Raw genomic sequence first — 18,223 nt, 5'->3', positions numbered from 1 at the left:
GAACCACAATCAAAATATTAAGATTTCGAGGGGCATATTCTATTTAATTTAGATTGAAAAGTATAGCGGTTTATTTAATCAATTTCTTTTAGAATGAGGAAATAATCATAATAATAGCTTTGAGTTTTGATGAGTTCACAAAATAATAATGATCGTTTCTCTCCTCCTGTTCATCATTCAGATTTATCTTCACGCCATGATCAAATCAAAGTGAGCAAGGTGACGAAATTTTTGACCGGATTTTTATTCATTTTTCTCGGAATATATTTAGTGTTAGGCATGGTGTTTGGCACTATTTATGGAATCGATGTTTTAAGTGTCATTCTTATATATTCAATGTATGCACATTTTATGATTTTCCCTTGGATCATCTATTTAATCGGTGGCTTTGGTTTCTTGTGCATTAAAGATTCAACATTTTATTCAGCGCGTTCAACGATTGGACAGATTCTTTTGTTGGGTTTGTTCTTCGTCATCGTGATTGTATGTGTATCCGAAGTCGCTCATGCTTTTGGTCTATTAAATGCAAGATTTCGTATGGATTGGCGCTAAAAGACTCAAAAGAACGATTAAAAAAATCAGAGGGCTAAGATTTTACCATTTTGGTATTGTTGAACATCCTACATTCGATCTGTATTAAAATAATAAAAATCCTTGAATGATGATCGTTATGCTTCCTTTGTATGTCACCAGCGGTGAGCCTGCTGGAATTGGTCCTGATATCTGTTTAAGCCTTGCGCAACGTTTGGATGAGCGTCCACTCGTCGTGCTTGCTGATATACAAATGCTCAAGCAACGTGCAGAAAAACTTCATCTTGAAGTTGAAGTGATTGAGTATCAAGGGCAACAAACATCGTCAAAAGTGGGTCAGCTTTATGTGGAACATATTCCTTTAAATGAAACTGTAGTACTTGGTGAGTTAAATGCTCAAAATGCGAGTTATGTCTTAGAGCAACTCCGCCGTTCTGCAGACTATGCGATGTCAGGTAAAAGCGTTGGCGTGGCGACAGCACCTGTACAAAAGTCAGTGATCAATGAGGCAGGTATTCATTTCAGTGGTCACACTGAGTTTTACCAAGAGTTTGCTGGTGTATTACGCGTGGTCATGATGCTGGCAACCAAAACCTTACGTGTTGCACTTGCAACCACGCACTTACCCCTTCGTGCGGTTGCGGATGCGATTACAGCTGAGCGCTTGCATCAGGTCATCGACATTCTGATTCATGATTTAAAATCAAAATTTAAAATCGAATCTCCCAAAATTTTGGTGTGCGGTTTAAATCCTCATGCAGGTGAAGATGGTTATTTAGGAGTGGAGGAGATCGAAGTGATTAATCCTGTACTTGAACGCTATCGTGCGCAAGGGATAGACATGAGTTTATGTCTGCCTGCAGATACCTTATTTACACCAGAAAATTTAAAAGATGCCGATGCAGTTTTAGCCATGTATCACGATCAGGGATTACCTGTGTTAAAATCGCAAGGATTTGGTGAAGCCATTAATATTACTTTGGGCTTGCCGTTTATTCGCACCTCTGTCGATCATGGCACAGCACTCTCCCTCGCAGGTACTGGACTTGCGAAAAGCTCGAGCTTACATGTGGCTGTGGACTTAGCGCTCGATTTAGCGCGTCAGTGATCTTGTCTTAATTACACGTTGGAAATCTTTATGTATCAGATTAATGCCTTAAACCCGAAAGATGAAGGGCATCACACGCGTAAGCGTTTTGGTCAAAACTTCTTACATGACCAACGTGTCATTGCCAAAATTGTGCGTTCGGTGAACCCGCGTACTGGTGACAATATTGTTGAAATTGGTCCAGGTCTTGCTGCTTTAACATCGCCTTTAATTGGTGAATGTGATGCTTTGACTGTCATTGAATTAGACCGTGATTTAGCAGCTGGATTACCCGGTCGTGTACCGCATCCTGAACGTTTAACTATTGTGGAAACTGATGCTTTACGCTACGACTTCACTGAATTGTTTGATGGTCGTCCGTTGCGTGTTGTCGGTAACTTACCTTATAACATTTCTACGCCTTTGTTATTTCATCTCTTAGAGTTTGGTGACAAGGTCAAAGACATGCACTTCATGTTGCAAAAAGAAGTGGTCGATCGTATTACGGCATCACCAAATACCAAAGAATATGGTCGTTTATCAGTCATGATTCAGTACTACTGTAAACCGACATTCTTGTTTGAAGTGCCACCAGGTTCGTTCAACCCACCACCCAAAGTAACTTCTGCGGTATTTCGCTTAGAGCCGTATGATGTAAAACCAATAGTGGCGAAGAATGAAAAAGCCTTGGCACGTTTAGTCTCCCATGTATTTACACAACGCCGTAAGACACTTCGCAACAGTTTAAAAGGCATGTTGCAAGAGGAAGGATTTGAAAAAGCTGGTGTTGATCCAATGGCGCGTCCAGAAACATTAACACTTACTCAATTTGTTGCACTTGCAGATCAAATGGTAGATGCATAAATGGCTGGTGAAAACATTCGATATAATTACGTGATTGGTGATGTTCAGGGCTGTTTTGAAGCTTTGAAAATGTTACTCAAGGAAATCAAATTTGATCCTGATCAGGATTTTTTATGGTTTGCGGGTGATTTAGTCGCACGTGGTGAAAACTCGATTGGCGCTTTACGTTTCATCAAGAAACTGGTCGATCGAGGCGTTGCTGCGACAGTCTTGGGTAATCATGATTTGACCTTGTTAGCGGGCGCAAGGGGCATTAAAGAGATTAAAGAGAAAGACAATACTCGTGATGTGATTGATGCGATTGACAGTGATGATTTAATCGACTGGTTACGCAAACAACCCTTATGTTTATGTCCAAATGAAAATATTGTCATTACACATGCGGGTATTCCACATATTTGGACAGTAGAGCAAGTGAAACAGTTTGCTCAAGAGGTTGAAGCGGTTATTGCGCATGATGATTTTGATGTTCTGGATGCATTTTTGAAAGAAATGTATGGTAAAGAACCTACATTATGGTCAGATGATTTAACAGGACATGAGCGCTTACGATGTATCGTGAATTATCTAACCCGTATGCGTTTGACTGATCCAGAGGGACGACTCGAATTTAGTTTTAAAGATGCTTTAGATGAGCCGATGCCAGCTGGCTATCAGCCATGGTTTGAATATGAGTCAAAAGCTGCTCAAACTCATCAAGTCATTTTTGGACATTGGGCTGCCTTACAGGGCAGAACAATATCTGCGCATATTCAGAATGTTGACGGTGGTTGTGTCTGGGGCAATCAATTAATGGCGTATCGTCTTGAAGATCAGCAAATGTTTGCTGTAGATAATCCTATGTTTGCATAGAATCTACTTTAGGTCGTTTTCGTCTAATAAAAAAGCCACTCATCAGTGGCTTTTTTATTTTCAATCGTGGGTAAATCAAGAGGTCGCTTTTAAAAAGTGAATAAAAGTAGGGAGCCAAACGGCTGTAAACGTTGCATTTACCGCCATACCAAATGCAGCATAACGACCAGCTACACTGCCTCGTTGCCAAGCTTGAGCTGTCCCAATTGCATGAGCTGCTAAGCCGAGTGCTAAGCCTGAGGCACGCTCATCATTAATATGACGTAGTATGAGTGGTGAAAAAGCTGCGCCGATAACACCAGATAAAATGACGATTAAAATGGCTAAGCTAATTGGTGCATGGAGTAAGGTCGCAATATTAATTGCGATTGGTGTCGTCACTGCACGTGTAGCGAAAGCCATAATGGTCGAATCCGCCATATGCAGTAAATAGGCTAAGCCCATAGGCAATGCGACTGCACTGACACTAGCAAACACTAATATTCCTAAAATGCCTTTTAGTGGTAAATCGTCATAACGCATCGCTGCAAGAGGGATCGCGAGAGCCACTGTGACGTATCCTAATAAATGATCAAAAATCGGATTGACATCTTTCATGTAGTGATCATAAGGAATACCAATAATCAGTAAGATGACGATCACAAAGAACATCCCGAATACAATTACAGGAACCTGTGGTACGACACGGTTACAGGGTTTTGAAATAAAATAGGCGAATAACGTAATAGCAAAGCCGATTAAAATTGCGAGCATATTTCTCTCCTATAACCAGCGTTTTGCCATTTTGGCGTAAACCCAAAGTGGAATAAGTGTACTTAACGTGAGTACGAGTAAAAAAAGAGGAATTTCTTTACCCATATGAACCAACATAACCAATGCCCCAGCACTAATTGGTAAAAATGCGAAAGCACTTTCTTTCATGATTTTATTATTTACATCGACAACTCTGGTTGGAAGAGTGCCAAATCTACGCCAAGCAAACAGTACAAGTAGTAAGGAAAGCAACCCGACAAGATTGCCCAGTTCGGGATGATTCAATTGAGTCATAAGCCAAACTGAACCTTCTCGGAAGCCAATAATAAGCACTATGGTGCCAATCCATGCTGGCCAATCTATCGTTTTCATCCACTGCATCATGATTATACTTTTAACATTATTTATCACGTTTTAACTGATTTATGATTTGATTTCAAACTCTTCTAAAGGTCTTTTAAATTGTTGCGCCTTATCACCAAGAATTTGATCAATTGGTAAATGTGCTTGTTTTATAAGTTGCTCTAATTTATGTGGCGCAATTTGAATATTTAAAATCAAATGACCTAGATCATCATAATGTTCAGACTGAATCACATTTAATTCATACAGTTGATTGCGTAATTTGCCATATTCAGGTCTGAGTGTGAGTTCAAATTGTTGTATTTGCCCCATTAAACACGCTTGAACGGCTTGTCGCAGTAAATCTAAACCTTGACTTGAGTGTGCTGAAACATAGACTCGATCAGGCAAATTGGGAGAAGCATAAATGATTTTAGGTTTTTCACCCGTTTGATCAATTTTGTTGTATACGCGTAGTATTGGCACTTGAGCCCCAATTTCTTTTAGGACTTTTTCAACAGCATCAATTTGCTCAAGCTTTTCTGGACTATTTGAATCGATAACATGTAAAAGCAAAGTCGCCTCAAGTGTTTCTTCAAGGGTTGCTTTGAATGACTCTACTAACGAGTGTGCAAGATTGCGAACGAATCCCACTGTGTCAGCCAAGACCAATGTTCCAATGCCATCCCAATTTAATCTTCTTAAAGTTGGGTCAAGAGTTGCGAACAATTGATCTGCTGCATACACATCACTTTCAGCAAGAATATTAAATAGAGTGGATTTTCCTGCGTTGGTATAACCGACTAGAGACACTGTTGGAATAGACGCTTTTTGACGCGCTGCACGACCTTGAATTCGTGTTTGGCGGACTTTTTCAAGTTTGTCTTTGAGCTGGGTTATGCGGAGACGAAGTAAACGACGATCTGTTTCTAATTGTGTTTCACCTGGACCACGTAAACCAATACCACCTTTTTGGCCATCTAAGCCCATGCGACCACCCACTAAACGTGAAGCGAGATGGTCTAACTGAGCCAATTCAACTTGTAGTTTACCTTCATGTGTGCGTGCGCGTTGTGCAAAAATATCTAAGATAAGGCGAGTACGATCGATGACACGACATTTAATAACACGCTCGAGATTACGTTCTTGAGATGGTGTGAGGGAATGATCGAAAATGACAATATCAGCTTCTACCGCTGCAACAAATTCGGCGATTTCTTCAGCTTTACCCGAACCAATAAAAAATTTAGGGTCAGGTTTAATGCGTTGAGCTTGTATATGTTCAAGAATCTCTGCACCAGCAGATTTGGCCAATAAACGAAATTCTTCTTGATCAAGATCTTCTAATATTTGGACATTAACACTCACCAAGACCGCACGTTCATTTGCTTGATTTTGTCCAGTAACTTCCACTCAGCTAATACTCCACATCAAAACTCTAGTGTAGAGGAAATTGAACAATTGAGGGAAATAGATTTAAATTAACCTAAAGCAGTTTTGAACATAAGTATAAACGCCAGCATAAATAAAAAGACGCCACCGACAATTGATGCCAATGAGAAGAGTGCCGACCAGATGGGAATGACTTGATTTGATGGTGATTGAGTTGTAGTTTGCATAATTTTTAAATCTATAAATTCGATTTAAAAATTATATTTTATTGGGTATTTGAATTGAAATTGAATTTTCAAATCTATGTATACGGTTTTTATAATCAATGCATCTCTGGTGAGCTCAGTATAGAATGGAGCTATAGTGGATAACGCCTGTTATTATTTAGTGAAATAATTTATGACAACATTAAAGCCTAAAAAACTCAATTTATTTTCAAAAACAGCGCTATATAGCCAAAAAATCATCTCAGGTACTGCTGCTGTCACTGAAGGGTTTTATTTAATTTTTAGGCATCAAATGTATAAAAATCCGAATAATCCAAACAATACTCGCTATGTACAACATTTTTGCCGTCGCTTATGCAAAGTTTTTAATATCGATTTACAAGTACATGGCAACATTCCTCGTGAACCCGCATTATGGGTGAGCAATCATATCTCTTGGTTAGATATTCCTGTATTAGGTTCGAGTGCGCGTGTATTTTTCTTAGCAAAAGCAGAAATTGAAAATTGGCCGATTTTTGGGAAACTTGCCAAGGGTGGTGGAACACTGTTCATTAACCGAGGTTCAGGAGATTCGGTCCGTATTAAAGAGCAAATCACAGAATTTTTGAAGCAAAATATTCCTGTCTTATTTTTTCCAGAAGCAACCACGACTGATGGAACTAAAGTCAAAAAAGTGCATGGAAGACTTTTAGCTGCAGCTATCGAGGCTCAAAAACCAGTGCAAGTTTGTTTAATCTGTTATGTCAATCAAGAGGGGGAGTTAGATCAGGTTGCTCCCTTTATCGGAAATATTGGATTTACAGCGCATCTCAAAGCAGTATTGGAAATGCCTCAAGTCGTTGCACATTTAACAGCTTTGCCCACGATTGATGTTACTGGACATACAGTTGAAAGCTTAACGAGAGAAGTGCAAATCAGAATGCAGGAAGGATTGGAAGTATTACATCAAAAAGTACTCAAAGCTTAATCAGTAAAAGCAGGGATCATGATGATCCCTGCTTTTACATGAATCCTTCGATTGGCAACCAGGAGATAACTTTCAAGCTTGCTTTTTGCCACCATTTCATTTTTGGTTCTTTGGTATAGATTTTAATACCTTCAGGTGTCGCTTGTTTCCAATTAATATTATTTTGTGAATCTAGAACTAATTTATAGGCATATTTTTTTAGGTTCTGATCCATGGTTTTATGCACAGCTTGCGCTAGGGGCTGGCTGTTTAAAATGACGCCTATTTCAGTATTTAAATTGGCTGAACGTGGATCAAAATTAAATGATCCGATAAATACTTGCTTATCATCCAAAGCCATCATTTTTGCATGCAGGCTTGAGCGACTCAGCCCTTTAAGGCTCACTTTGGACTGCTTAGAAATTTCAATATTATTTTTATTTTGGAATTCTTCTGGCAAAGCAGGGAGGAACTCATATAACTCTACGCCGTTTTGCAGTAAATCTTGACGGTATTTCGCATAAAACGCATGTACAAGTGCAACATCATTGGCTTTAAAAGAGTTGGTCAGTACACGAACTTTAACGCCATCTTGTGCGATTGCACTTAAACGTTGCTCACCCTTGCGCTCAGGAACGAAGTAAGCGGAAATGATATCGACACTTTTTTCTGGTTTCTCTAAGCGTTCAACCAGTTGAAAGTTGAGATGTTCTTCTTTCTTAGCTTTCGCTTTGATTTTTTCAGGAGAATCTTTGATGACTTCTGCTTTCACCCAATCCAGCTTAATTTCTTGATTGAGCCAACGATCAAAATCATGAGATTCACGAGTAATTTCAACATAACTACGTACAGCACCATCATCAAAGTGCTCTTGCAGTTGCTGTTTTAAACCTTTATAGCGCAATGTATATTGTTGATGATTGACAATATTTTTAACTGGATAGGCATATTCATGATTCCAGTACTCATCAAATGAGTGTGTAATATCACTTACTGCATGACCGACAAGCATGACATCAACATCTGAAAATTGATATCGGTCACTGACATTGTAGTATTGATTACTCATATTTCGGCCGCCAATCAGGGTAATTTGATTGTCAGCTGTAAACGTTTTGTTGTGCATCCGTCGATTGATACGTTTCAGATCCAAAATCATATCAACGGGTCTAAGGCGTCGGAATTTATAAGGATTGAATAACTTTACGTCAATGTTTTGATGTTGATCCAGCGCGAGATAAATACTTTCCATCGTCTTAGCGTTATTATCATCCATTAACAATCTGACTTTTACACCACGATCAGCAGCTTGAATGATTTTATAAAGAGCCAATGCACCTACACGGTCGTTATCCCAAATGTAATATTGAAGGTCGAGTGTTTTTTCGGCTTTCTCAATTAATTGAAAACGTGCAGCTATCGCTTCGATTGGATCATATAAAACATGAAAACCTGTTAATTCAGGATTCTTAATTTTCAAAGGTTCGACAATTTGCGCCAATGAAGTGTCATGAGTGTCGATGTCATACGCATATTGAGGTGCAACAGCTTGTTGAGTGGGTAAAGTTGAGCATGCGGGTAAAGCAAGAATCAAACATGAACTCATGATGAAGCGCATTTTAAAAGATGTTTTCTTTTGGCGATTCAATTGTTGAGATTGATTCTTTTCCATGTGATTTGCTTGCATAATCTATTCTTTGAACTCAATGTGCTAAAGTATAAAGAGCACCATTTAAAAGATAAATGAACCACTCAGATTATTCGTCTGATTTAATGAAAGAGATTGAATATGTGGACAACAAATAACATCCTTGCTGCGTTCTATATTATTTTCTCGCTCTTCGCTATTTGGGGAGTCACGCAAGCATGGATGAGCCAATCTCGAACTGAAACCATACATCCATTTAAAGCCTTTGTTCATCTCTTGGCATTTTATCTTTCTTATTTACTTGTTCCGTTGTGGTTTTTTAGTATTTTTGCTACTTGGCAAGGTATATTTTCATTGCATGAAGGTGTGTTTATTTTCTTGTTGAGCAGTGTATTGATTTATGCACGTTTCATTGAGCCACATCGTGTAGTAGTGAATAACCTGAGTTACAAGTTAAGTTCGGCGCAACCCTTTAAACATCCGATTAAAGTGGCATTAATTGCAGACTTACATATTGGATTGTTTTCTGGGCATGAAAGACAACTGAAAATTATCGTGAATAAGATTAATCAAGCTCAACCAGATTTAGTGGTTGTGGCAGGTGATTGGACCTATGAACCAGAAAATAAGCTGGCAGAAGAGCTCCGAGTATTAAGAGAAATTCAAGCGCCTGTCTATTCTGTGAATGGTAATCATGATGAGCAATATCCAGGTCCACCGATTCAGGCATTATTAAAAGATGCGCTAGCTTCAAATCAGGTGATGGATATTGAAGGTAAGATTGTTGAGTTTGATGAGTTTAGATTGATTGGTGTGGGGGATTTGTGGGCAGGTAAGGCTGACATGCGGGATATGCCTGATTTACCACAAGATAAGCCGTGGTTAATTCTGTCACATAATCCGGATACGGTGGATATGGTGCCAAAATTGCCAACTCATCCGTTGATGTTGTCAGGGCATACTCATGGGGGACAAGTGGAGCTTCCGTGGTTGACAGATTACATCATGAAAAAAGTGTCTATCTTGGGTCATAAACGTGGTTTATATAAGCATGAACATGCCAATGTTTATGTGTCCGTAGGTACTGGCATGGTAGGTGTCCCATTCAGATTCAGAGTACCACCGATGATTGATATCATTGAGCTCAGCTAATAAAAAAACCGGCTTAAGCCGGTTTTTTTATTAGCTGAAAGCATCAAATTTGATTATTCACATCATCATGTTTCGTTTCGCGAATCATGAGGAAAGCAATCAGCGAAAGGATTGATGCAGCCGTCAAATAATAGCCTACTGCAGACAAACCATATTCAGTTGCCAATTTCGTTGCAATCAAAGGTGCGAAAGATGCACCAAAAATACCAGCAAGGTTAAATGTTAACGCCGAACCAGTATAACGCACCGATGTCGGGAAGATTTCTGAAAGTACTGTACCGATTGGACCATAGGTTAAGCCCATAATCGCAAGACCAATACATAAGAATAAGAACACAATCAGTGTGCTTCCTGACTCCAACATGTCCGCAAAGAAAATACCAAAAATAGCAGAAATTACACACACCGCGATCGAAGTGGTTTTACGACCGAACTTTTCCGCAAAAATTGCAGAAAGGGGAATAAATGCTGCAAAACAAAGCGTTGCAACCAACTGAAGTTGTAGGAACTCTTCACGAGAGTAACCTAATTGTTTTGTACCCCATTGCAAAGCAAATACAGTGGTTAAGTAAAAAACTACGAAAGTACAAATGGCTGCAATCGTTCCGAGTACAAGCATTTTTGAATGCTTTTTAAAAACTTGTACAAAAGGAACATTCACTTCTTTTTGTTTATCAAGCACGTTTTGGAATGCTGGCGTTTCATGCAACTTTAAGCGAATCCACAAGCCTACAATCACCAATAAGGCACTTGAAATAAATGGAATACGCCATCCCCATGACATGAATGCTTCTTCACTCATGAATGCCCCAAGCGTAAGGAAAGAGCCTGTGGCAAGGATGAAGCCGATAGGTGCACCAAGTTGAGGGAACATACCGTACCAAGCACGTTTGCCTTCTGGCGCATTTTCAGTTGCGAGTAGAACTGCACCTGACCATTCGCCACCTAAACCTAAGCCCTGACCTAATCGGCACAAAGCTAAAAGTAAGGGTGCCACAATGCCAATTTGCGCATAGGTTGGAAGTAAACCAATCGCAACGGTAGAAAGCCCCATGGTTAGCAAGGCTGCCACTAAGGTTGCTTTACGACCGATTCGATCTCCCAAATGACCGAATAGTGCGGCGCCGATAGGACGTGCGATGAATGCGATTGCAAAAGTTGCTAATGATTGAATCGTTGCTGTCATAGGATCTGTGCTTGTTGGAAAGAACAAGTAGGGGAAAATTATGACCGCAGCTGTTGCGTAAATATAAAAATCGAAGAACTCGATGGTTGTACCAACGAGGCTTGCAGTTAATACCCGAGTTTTAGAGTTTGCGGGCTGAGCTTGTTGTGATGCTGTATTAGACGCCATGAGAGACCTTACACTTACTAAAAATAAAAAACTTAGATTTAATAGCGTAATCTTTTTAAAAAAGGCGTAATTTCTTAAAAAAATACGAAATACCAGCTTGCTCTACGGTGTTAGGGTTGCTAGACGATGTAGTTAAAGTGGTTATAGCACGTAAAGATAAATAGACAGGAAATGTGATCCTGCACCTATCAATACAAAAATATGCCAGATAGCGTGAGTGTATCTTACCTTTTTTAAGGCATAAAACAATGCGCCTATGGTGTAAGCAAGACCACCAACAATAAGGAAGGTTAAACTTTGATCAGATAAATATGTGCGCATATCATCGATCACAAGTAATGCTAACCATCCCATTGCGAGATAGGCAAAAAGCGATATTTTTTGAAAATGGTGAATAAATACCAATTTAAATAAAGTGCCAATCGCCGCAATTACCCAAAGTGCAATTAATAAATAGTGAGCTTTTTGCGTTGGTAAAGCTATAGATAGAAAAGGCGTGTATGTTCCTGCGATGAGATAATAAATAGCCGTGTGGTCCAATTTTTTAAACCAACCCCGACGCTCAGGTGTTTCCGCAAAATGATAAAGACTAGACGCCGTAAAGAGTAGAACTAAACTAAGTCCATAGACCCAAAGCCCGATCCATTGTGCCATAGGATAAGCAGCACCTTTTATAATCAATAAAATGGCACCGATGACGGCCAAGACAGCACCAATGGCATGACTGATGAAATTAATTTTTTCTTCTAATGGATCATACGAAGCAGGAGATGCTTTCATTGTTCACTTACACATTTAATTATACATCTGTATCGTAATTGAATTTTGCTTTTCGCGTAAGACGCATTAAAATTTAATAGCATTTCTTTTTTTGGCACTGTTTATGACCGTTTCGGCATCCTCCACACCGCAAGAGCAACAATTTCTTGAAGCATTTCATCAAGCATTAGCTTCTCAGCGTTTTGATCGTATGATTCTGAGTCAGTATCAGGGCGAGATAGAAGCTTTAGAGAAGATGACTTTACGCATGATTCGATTACAAGATGAATGGATGCTGAATGTTCTGTATCGCTTTAAAACTCAAGATGTGACCAAAAATTTTCCAATTGATGAAGCTGATCCGTTGGTGAGTAAATTGGTTAGTGAATGCAAACAAGCCAATCTTTTTACATTGGACAGCGAGTTACAGCTCAAGAAAAATAAGAAAAAATCGATCTTAACTCAAAGTAAAAAGGCTTCAGTCTCCAAGATCATTGAAAAATCACACGACCGTCAAAAACACCGTTTTGTTGAGCAAGAAAGTTATTTTCTTCAACCGTTGGGTATTACGGATCAAAAAGAACAAATTATTCCAAGCATGGCGCGTAAGTGGAAACAGATTAATAAATTTGTTGAGATTTGCTCAGGCGCATTAAACCAAATTCAAGTTGATCAGCAGCTCAACGTTGTCGATTTTGGCTCAGGTAAAGGTTATCTCACCTTTGCACTGTATGACTACTTACAAAAAAATGATTATAATCCTTATGTTACAGGTGTGGAACTGAACGAGAAAATGGTTCAATTCTGTCAAGATGTTGCCCGTAAATCAGATTTTAAGCATTTAGATTTTTTCCAAGGAGATGTACGAACTTACTCGCCTGAAAAACTCGATGTCATGATTGCGTTGCATGCCTGTGATGTAGCAACTGATTTTGCGATTCATACCGGTATTCGATTGAATGCGCAAATGATTATGTGCGCGCCGTGCTGCCACAAAGAGTTGAGACCTCAAATGCAAAGTCCCTCTGTATTAAAACCAATGTTGCAGTTTGGTATTCATGAGGGGCAACAAGCTGAAATGCTGACAGATACAATTCGAGCGCTATTGTTAAAAGCCTATGGTTACGAGACTAAAGTTTTTGAATTTGTGGCTTTGGAACATACCAGCAAAAATAAAATGATTTTAGCCACCAAGCGCAAAGATTTGAACGCACCAGATCAGCAAGTGTTAGATCAAATAATTGCATTAAAAAATATGTATGGTATTCAAAAGCACTCATTAGAGTTGCTTCTAAAAGGAGAGTGGGAGCAACAAAATATTGGTGAAAAGTGCTAACACACCTTTGGGAATTAACACATGAGTAATGTCTTCGATGTTCAAGTAGGTTTATGGTCGCAATTAAAGTGCTACGCGATGCAGATACGAGAGCAAGTATTTATTCTGGAACAACAAATTTCACCTGAAGACGAATGGGATATGGAAGATGAGACATCGATTCATTTCGTTGTTTTCCATGAAGGTGAGGCAATCGCCACGGCTCGACTACTTCAAAACCATAGTATTGGAAGGGTAGCAGTCATAAAGGCTTATCGAGGAAAAGGTGTTGGGTTTGAGCTCATGAAATTTATAATTGAGTTTGCTCAAAGGGAAAAGCGACCAACCTTGAATCTTTCTGCTCAAGTTCATGCATTACCATTTTATCAACGTTTAGGGTTTGAGCCCCAAGGTAAGGAATACTTAGATTGTGGTATTCCTCATGTTTATATGACGATGCAGCTTGAATAAAAAAACGGAGCCAATGCTCCGTTTTTTCATCACAAATATCAATGACTATGTGAACCTGATTCACCATCATGTGTATGACTGTGTTCGCCCATTGCTGCGTGTTCATCTTCAGTCATATTGTGTTCAGTTGCACTAGCTTGAGCAGCTTTGTTGGCTTCTATTTTTGCTGCTGCTTCTTCAGACATCACAGGTGATGCTTTGAATGCATGATGTTCACTGGTTTCTGTTCGTTGTTTACTTGGCATATAGTCAGGTTCATTTTCAATGGCTATATAGAAAATCACCATAAATATAATACTTAAAATGATCGCGATAATTAGCGCTTTCCAACCCCAAGGAGATTTTTCTGGTGAAGAATGATCAGTCATAATGCTATACCAAGTTGGGTAAAATGAATCTGAGAATATGTTACTTTATAACACATATTTATCGACAAGACCGAAAAAAACCTCTCCGAAAAGAGGTTTTTAATTTATATCAATCAGATTGATTGACCAGACTGAACTTTGTCCTTGAGGAGTTGAGGTGCTTTAAAACGCTCACCATACTTCGCTTCAAGCTGATTCGCGCGCTCAAGCGCTTGTGCGAGTCCATATTGATTGAGGAACTGTAAAGCGCCGCCAGTCCAAGGGGCGAATCCTATGCCAAAAATAGAACCGATATTTCCATCAATGACAGACTCTAAAACTCCCTCCTCCAAACAGCGCAGCGTATCCAAGGATTGAACAAATAGGAAGCGATCAATCATTTCTTGTTCAGAAATATCTGTTTCTTTCGTCCAATGGTTTAAACCATCCCAAAGGTATTTTTTACCACTTTCTGGATATTCATAAAAACCAGCACCAGCAGCTTTCCCTTTACGCCCAAATTCATGGATCATTTGCTTTAAAACATCTTCAGCAGGGGAGTGTGGTAAATCTTTGCCTTCAGCCTGAAGCGCTTTACGCGTTTCGTTGGTCACATGCTCAGACAAGGTTAATGCGACTTCATCTTGGATTGCTAATGGACCGACTGGCATACCTGCTTTTAAAGCAGCCATTTCAATTTTGGCTGGATGTACTCCCTCAGCCAGTAAACGCAAACCTTCGTTGACAAAAGTACCAAATACGCGGCTGGTGAAGAAACCACGACTATCATTAACAACGATAGGTGTTTTTCCAATTTGTTGAACATAATCATAGGCTTTAGCTAGTGTCTCAGCTGAAGTCTCTTTACCTTTAATAATTTCAACCAACTGCATTTTATCAACAGGGCTAAAGAAATGCAGTCCAATAAAGTTTTTCGCATCTCTACTTGCTGTTGCAAGACCTGTGATTGGTAAGGTTGACGTATTAGAAGCCATCACACCGCCGTCAACCAAATATTGCTCAGCTTCTTGAGTTACTTTAGCTTTGAGTTCTTGATTTTCGAATACAGCTTCAATGATTAAATCACAGCCTTGTAAATCGGATGCATTCGCTGTAGGGGTAATGAGAGATAAAATTTGTTCGCGCTTTTCAGCAGTCATTCGACCTTGTGAAACACGTTTATCTAACAGTTTTTGACTATATGCCTTACCTTTTTCCGCATTTTCAATCGATACATCTTTAAGGACGACTTGAATCCCCTTAACCGCTGTCGAGTAGGCAATGCCAGCACCCATCATTCCAGCGCCTAAAACACCTACTTTAGTCGCTTGCCATTTTACAGGCTCTTTAGGGCGGCTTTCACCTGATTTGATCGCATTCAGTCCATGCCAGAAAGTACCAATCATGTTTTTCGCAACTTGACCAGTTGCCAGATACGTAAAATAGCGAGATTCAATAGTTAATGCAGTATCAACATCTACCTGAGCACCTTCAACGGCAGCAGCCATAATGGCTTCAGGGGCTGGATAGCAACCTTTTGTTTTGTCACGCAACATTGCTGGTGCAATCGCAAGGACTTGAGCCACTTGAGGTGATGATGGCGTACCACCTGGAATTTTGTATCCTTTAACATCGAATGGTTGTTGAGATTTTGGATTTGCTTTAACCCAAGCAATCGCTTTATCCATGAGCTCTTGTTCAGAATCAGCCGTATCTTGAATTAAGCCTAGAGATTTTGCTTTTTCTACACCAAATTGTTTGCCTTCCATCAGGAAAGGAAAAGCATTCTGCAAGCCGAGCAGTCGTACCATACGCACGATACCACCGCCACCTGGTAACAATCCTAAGGTAACTTCAGGTAGACCAAATTTAGCTTTAGGATCATTTAATGCAATACGAGCATGACAGCCTAGTGCGATTTCCCAACCACCACCGAGAGCTGTTCCATTTAATGCAGCAACAACAGGTACACCCAAGGTTTCAATATAGCGGAATTCCGCTTTCATTTTTTGAATCATGCCAAAGAATTCAGTGGCGTGTTCTGGTTGAGCTTGAATCAACTCATCTAAATCACCGCCTGCAAAAAAGGTTTTCTTTGCAGATTTAAAAATGATACCTGTAATGCCAGATTCGGCTTTCAGTTTTGTTACCGTCTCTTCCAAAGCAACTCGGAAATCTGCATTCATGGTATTGGCAGACTGATTAGGTGAGTCTAAGGTGAGAATAACAATGCCATCAGCATTTTTTTCAAATTGAATTGCACTCATTATTCTTCTCCTTATACCAATTCAATGATCGTTGCGATACCCATACCACCACCTACACACAGTGTAGCCAAGCCACGTTTTTTACCTTGACGTTCAAGTTCATCGAGCAACGTACCTAAAATCATGGCACCTGTCGCACCGAGTGGATGACCCATTGCAATTGCACCACCATTTACATTGACTTTTGCAGGATCGACATTCAGTTCATTAATAAAGCGCATTACTACAGCCGCAAACGCCTCGTTCACTTCAAATAAATCGATATCATCAATGGTTAAGCCAGCTTTTTCCAAAGCTTTGCGTGCCGCAGGTGCTGGACCAGTTAACATGATTGTTGGATCAGTTCCGACAAGCGCAGTTGCTAATACTTTGGCACGTGGTTTTAAGCCTTGTTCTTGAATCGCTTTTTCAGATGCAAGTAGAACAACAGCAGCGCCGTCTACAATGCCTGAAGAGTTTCCTGCATGGTGAACGTGATTAATCTTCTGAGCTTCTGGATATTTTTGTAATGCGACTGCATCAAATCCCATACCACCCATCATTTCAAAGCTTGGATTTAATTTGGCTAAGCCTTCAACGGTAGTCGTTGGTTTGATGAACTCGTCTTTATCTAAAACGACAACGCCAGCTTTATCTTTTACTGGTACAACTGATTTATTGAAGTAACCATTCGCTTGAGCCGCTGCTGCTTTCTTTTGGGAATCTGCAGCAAAAGCATCTACATCAGCACGAGAGTATCCATCTAAAGTTGCGATTAAATCAGCACCAATCCCTTGTGGAACAAAGGTAGATTTCAGGTTTGTTTCTGGATCGAGTGCCCATGGCCCGCCATCGGAGCCCATTGGAATACGCGACATTGACTCTACACCACCTGCAACGACAACATCTTCCCAGCCTGAACGAACTTTCTGTGCAGCAAGATTGACAGCTTCTAGTCCTGAAGCACAAAAACGGTTGATTTGAACGCCTGCTACATCATCATTCCAGCCTGCAGCAATTGCAGCAGTTTTAGCGATATCACCGCCTTGATCACCAATTGGAGTTACACAACCCAGCACGATGTCATCGACTTTAGAAGTATCGAGTTGATGGCGAGTTTGAAGTTCATTTAACAGCGTTGTGAGTAATGTGATTGGTTTTACTTCATGTAAAGAACCATCTTTTTTTCCTTTTCCGCGTGGTGTGCGAATGGCATCAATGATGTAAGCCTCGCTCATAATAGTTCCTTTTTTATAGGTTGAAATTGTTATGGTGTTTTGAGTGTAGATGATCTATGTGATTGTGCAATGACGAGAACGGATGAGTCGTTTGATATTTTTGGTCACTGAAAAATTAAGTGTTTTAAATTGTGAAATGAAAGTTTTTGACGAATTAAAAAAAATTTGTATTGCGAATGCTTTGATTATAATTTTGCTATATCAAATCTTTGGCGCTTGATATGGCAAGCTTTACACCATAAGAACCTTCATCATCTTTATCAACATACCAACCACCGTTAATTACAGCGGGCACTTTTTTATTGATAATCTGCCCTTTCAGCTTTTCAGCTTCTAATTTACTTAAATAGCCAACTGTTAATCCGTTGATTTCAACTTTGATTGCATTTGGATCGTATTGGTTAAATGGTTCTGACAGAACATGAGCAGTACATTCATGAAATTTAGATACAGCTTTTTTTTGACCAGCTATTTTAAGTAAATTTTTTTGATATGCATTTTCTCCGACAATATTATAAGTGTACTGTATATCAGCTTGAGGTCGAGAGCTGTGCGATTTTACACTGTAAAAATAAATTGCTATTCCAATCAAAATTGAGATTAAGATTGCAGTAAGTGTCATCTTATTATTCCTTTAAATATTACGAATATTTTAATTTCAACTTGAATATTTTTGTTAAATAAGCACTTAAATCCATA

General features: G+C 39.5%; 18 protein-coding genes. 8 read left to right on the top strand and 10 right to left on the bottom strand.

Features of this window, described 5'->3' with window-relative positions; genetic code table 11:
- Positions 1 to 129: 129 nt before the first annotated feature.
- From AC1M9B_RS13570 to AC1M9B_RS13555, 4 genes are all read left to right on the top strand, one after another.
- Positions 130 to 552, top strand: a complete 423-nt coding sequence (locus AC1M9B_RS13570; protein WP_481609294.1) for a hypothetical protein — start codon at positions 130 to 132, stop codon at positions 550 to 552.
- A 118-nt stretch (positions 553 to 670) separates the two neighbouring features.
- A complete protein-coding gene (gene pdxA, locus AC1M9B_RS13565; protein ID WP_481592345.1) occupies positions 671 to 1,639 on the top strand; it encodes a 4-hydroxythreonine-4-phosphate dehydrogenase PdxA in 969 nt (322 codons plus the stop codon).
- A 30-nt stretch (positions 1,640 to 1,669) separates the two neighbouring features.
- Positions 1,670 to 2,482, top strand: coding sequence for a 16S rRNA (adenine(1518)-N(6)/adenine(1519)-N(6))-dimethyltransferase RsmA (gene rsmA / locus AC1M9B_RS13560; RefSeq protein WP_481592324.1), 813 nt, complete (start codon positions 1,670 to 1,672; stop codon positions 2,480 to 2,482).
- Positions 2,483 to 3,334 carry a symmetrical bis(5'-nucleosyl)-tetraphosphatase gene (locus AC1M9B_RS13555; protein ID WP_481592325.1) on the top strand — a complete coding sequence of 284 codons (852 nt, stop codon included), beginning with the start codon at positions 2,483 to 2,485 and terminating at the stop codon, positions 3,332 to 3,334.
- 75 nt (positions 3,335 to 3,409) lie between these two features.
- Here AC1M9B_RS13555 and AC1M9B_RS13550 read toward each other — a convergent pair whose 3' ends face one another.
- From AC1M9B_RS13550 to hflX, 3 genes are read right to left on the bottom strand one after another with little or no spacing between them, the layout of a single operon-like run.
- Positions 3,410 to 4,087 carry an LrgB family protein gene (locus AC1M9B_RS13550; RefSeq protein WP_481609293.1) on the bottom strand — a complete coding sequence of 226 codons (678 nt, stop codon included), beginning with the start codon at positions 4,085 to 4,087 and terminating at the stop codon, positions 3,410 to 3,412.
- Positions 4,088 to 4,096: 9 nt separating this feature from the next.
- Positions 4,097 to 4,468, bottom strand: coding sequence for a hypothetical protein (locus AC1M9B_RS13545; protein ID WP_092768555.1), 372 nt, complete (start codon positions 4,466 to 4,468; stop codon positions 4,097 to 4,099).
- Positions 4,469 to 4,510: 42 nt separating this feature from the next.
- The gene (gene hflX / locus AC1M9B_RS13540) at positions 4,511 to 5,842 is read right to left on the bottom strand and encodes a ribosome rescue GTPase HflX (RefSeq protein WP_481592327.1); all 1,332 of its coding nucleotides are present in this window, start codon (positions 5,840 to 5,842) and stop codon (positions 4,511 to 4,513) included.
- Between the two features lie 378 nt (positions 5,843 to 6,220).
- Here hflX and AC1M9B_RS13535 point away from each other — a divergent pair, with 378 nt between their 5' ends.
- A complete protein-coding gene (locus AC1M9B_RS13535) occupies positions 6,221 to 7,015 on the top strand; it encodes a lysophospholipid acyltransferase family protein (RefSeq protein WP_481592328.1) in 795 nt (264 codons plus the stop codon).
- A gap of 34 nt (positions 7,016 to 7,049) precedes the next feature.
- On the opposite strand, the gene AC1M9B_RS13530 is transcribed toward AC1M9B_RS13535, so the two are convergent.
- Entirely contained in the window at positions 7,050 to 8,612 is a 1,563-nt protein-coding gene (locus tag AC1M9B_RS13530) for a phospholipase D family protein (RefSeq protein ID WP_481609296.1), read from the bottom strand.
- A gap of 171 nt (positions 8,613 to 8,783) precedes the next feature.
- On the opposite strand from AC1M9B_RS13530, the gene AC1M9B_RS13525 reads away from it, so the two are divergent.
- A complete protein-coding gene (locus AC1M9B_RS13525) occupies positions 8,784 to 9,794 on the top strand; it encodes a metallophosphoesterase (protein ID WP_035270000.1) in 1,011 nt (336 codons plus the stop codon).
- Between the two features lie 43 nt (positions 9,795 to 9,837).
- Here AC1M9B_RS13525 and AC1M9B_RS13520 read toward each other — a convergent pair whose 3' ends face one another.
- The gene (locus AC1M9B_RS13520; protein ID WP_035267948.1) at positions 9,838 to 11,148 is read right to left on the bottom strand and encodes an MFS transporter; all 1,311 of its coding nucleotides are present in this window, start codon (positions 11,146 to 11,148) and stop codon (positions 9,838 to 9,840) included.
- A 141-nt stretch (positions 11,149 to 11,289) separates the two neighbouring features.
- Positions 11,290 to 11,928 (bottom strand): PAQR family membrane homeostasis protein TrhA, encoded by a 639-nt coding sequence (gene trhA / locus AC1M9B_RS13515; RefSeq protein WP_092768508.1) that lies wholly within the window; start codon positions 11,926 to 11,928, stop codon positions 11,290 to 11,292.
- Positions 11,929 to 12,031: 103 nt separating this feature from the next.
- Between trhA and AC1M9B_RS13510 the strand changes: the two genes are divergently transcribed.
- Positions 12,032 to 13,243 (top strand): class I SAM-dependent methyltransferase, encoded by a 1,212-nt coding sequence (locus tag AC1M9B_RS13510; protein ID WP_481609292.1) that lies wholly within the window; start codon positions 12,032 to 12,034, stop codon positions 13,241 to 13,243.
- Positions 13,244 to 13,264: 21 nt separating this feature from the next.
- Complete coding sequence (locus AC1M9B_RS13505; protein WP_481609291.1) at positions 13,265 to 13,693, top strand: GNAT family N-acetyltransferase; 429 nt, start codon at positions 13,265 to 13,267, stop codon at positions 13,691 to 13,693.
- 38 nt (positions 13,694 to 13,731) lie between these two features.
- Here the strand turns inward: AC1M9B_RS13505 and AC1M9B_RS13500 are convergent, their stop codons facing one another.
- From AC1M9B_RS13500 to AC1M9B_RS13485, 4 genes are all read right to left on the bottom strand, one after another.
- Complete coding sequence (locus AC1M9B_RS13500) at positions 13,732 to 14,061, bottom strand: hypothetical protein (RefSeq protein WP_481592331.1); 330 nt, start codon at positions 14,059 to 14,061, stop codon at positions 13,732 to 13,734.
- A gap of 113 nt (positions 14,062 to 14,174) precedes the next feature.
- On the bottom strand, positions 14,175 to 16,307 hold the full coding sequence (locus tag AC1M9B_RS13495; RefSeq protein ID WP_481609290.1) for a 3-hydroxyacyl-CoA dehydrogenase NAD-binding domain-containing protein: 2,133 nt from the start codon (positions 16,305 to 16,307) through the stop codon (positions 14,175 to 14,177).
- Positions 16,308 to 16,318: 11 nt separating this feature from the next.
- Entirely contained in the window at positions 16,319 to 17,524 is a 1,206-nt protein-coding gene (locus AC1M9B_RS13490; protein WP_481609289.1) for an acetyl-CoA C-acetyltransferase, read from the bottom strand.
- A 196-nt stretch (positions 17,525 to 17,720) separates the two neighbouring features.
- A complete protein-coding gene (locus tag AC1M9B_RS13485; RefSeq protein ID WP_481592333.1) occupies positions 17,721 to 18,146 on the bottom strand; it encodes a hypothetical protein in 426 nt (141 codons plus the stop codon).
- Positions 18,147 to 18,223: the final 77 nt, after the last annotated feature.

The organism is Acinetobacter sp. ANC_7513, from assembly GCF_056779915.1.
The sequence above is the reverse complement of the archived record's forward strand: the minus strand, read 5'-3'. Positions and strand labels throughout refer to the sequence as shown.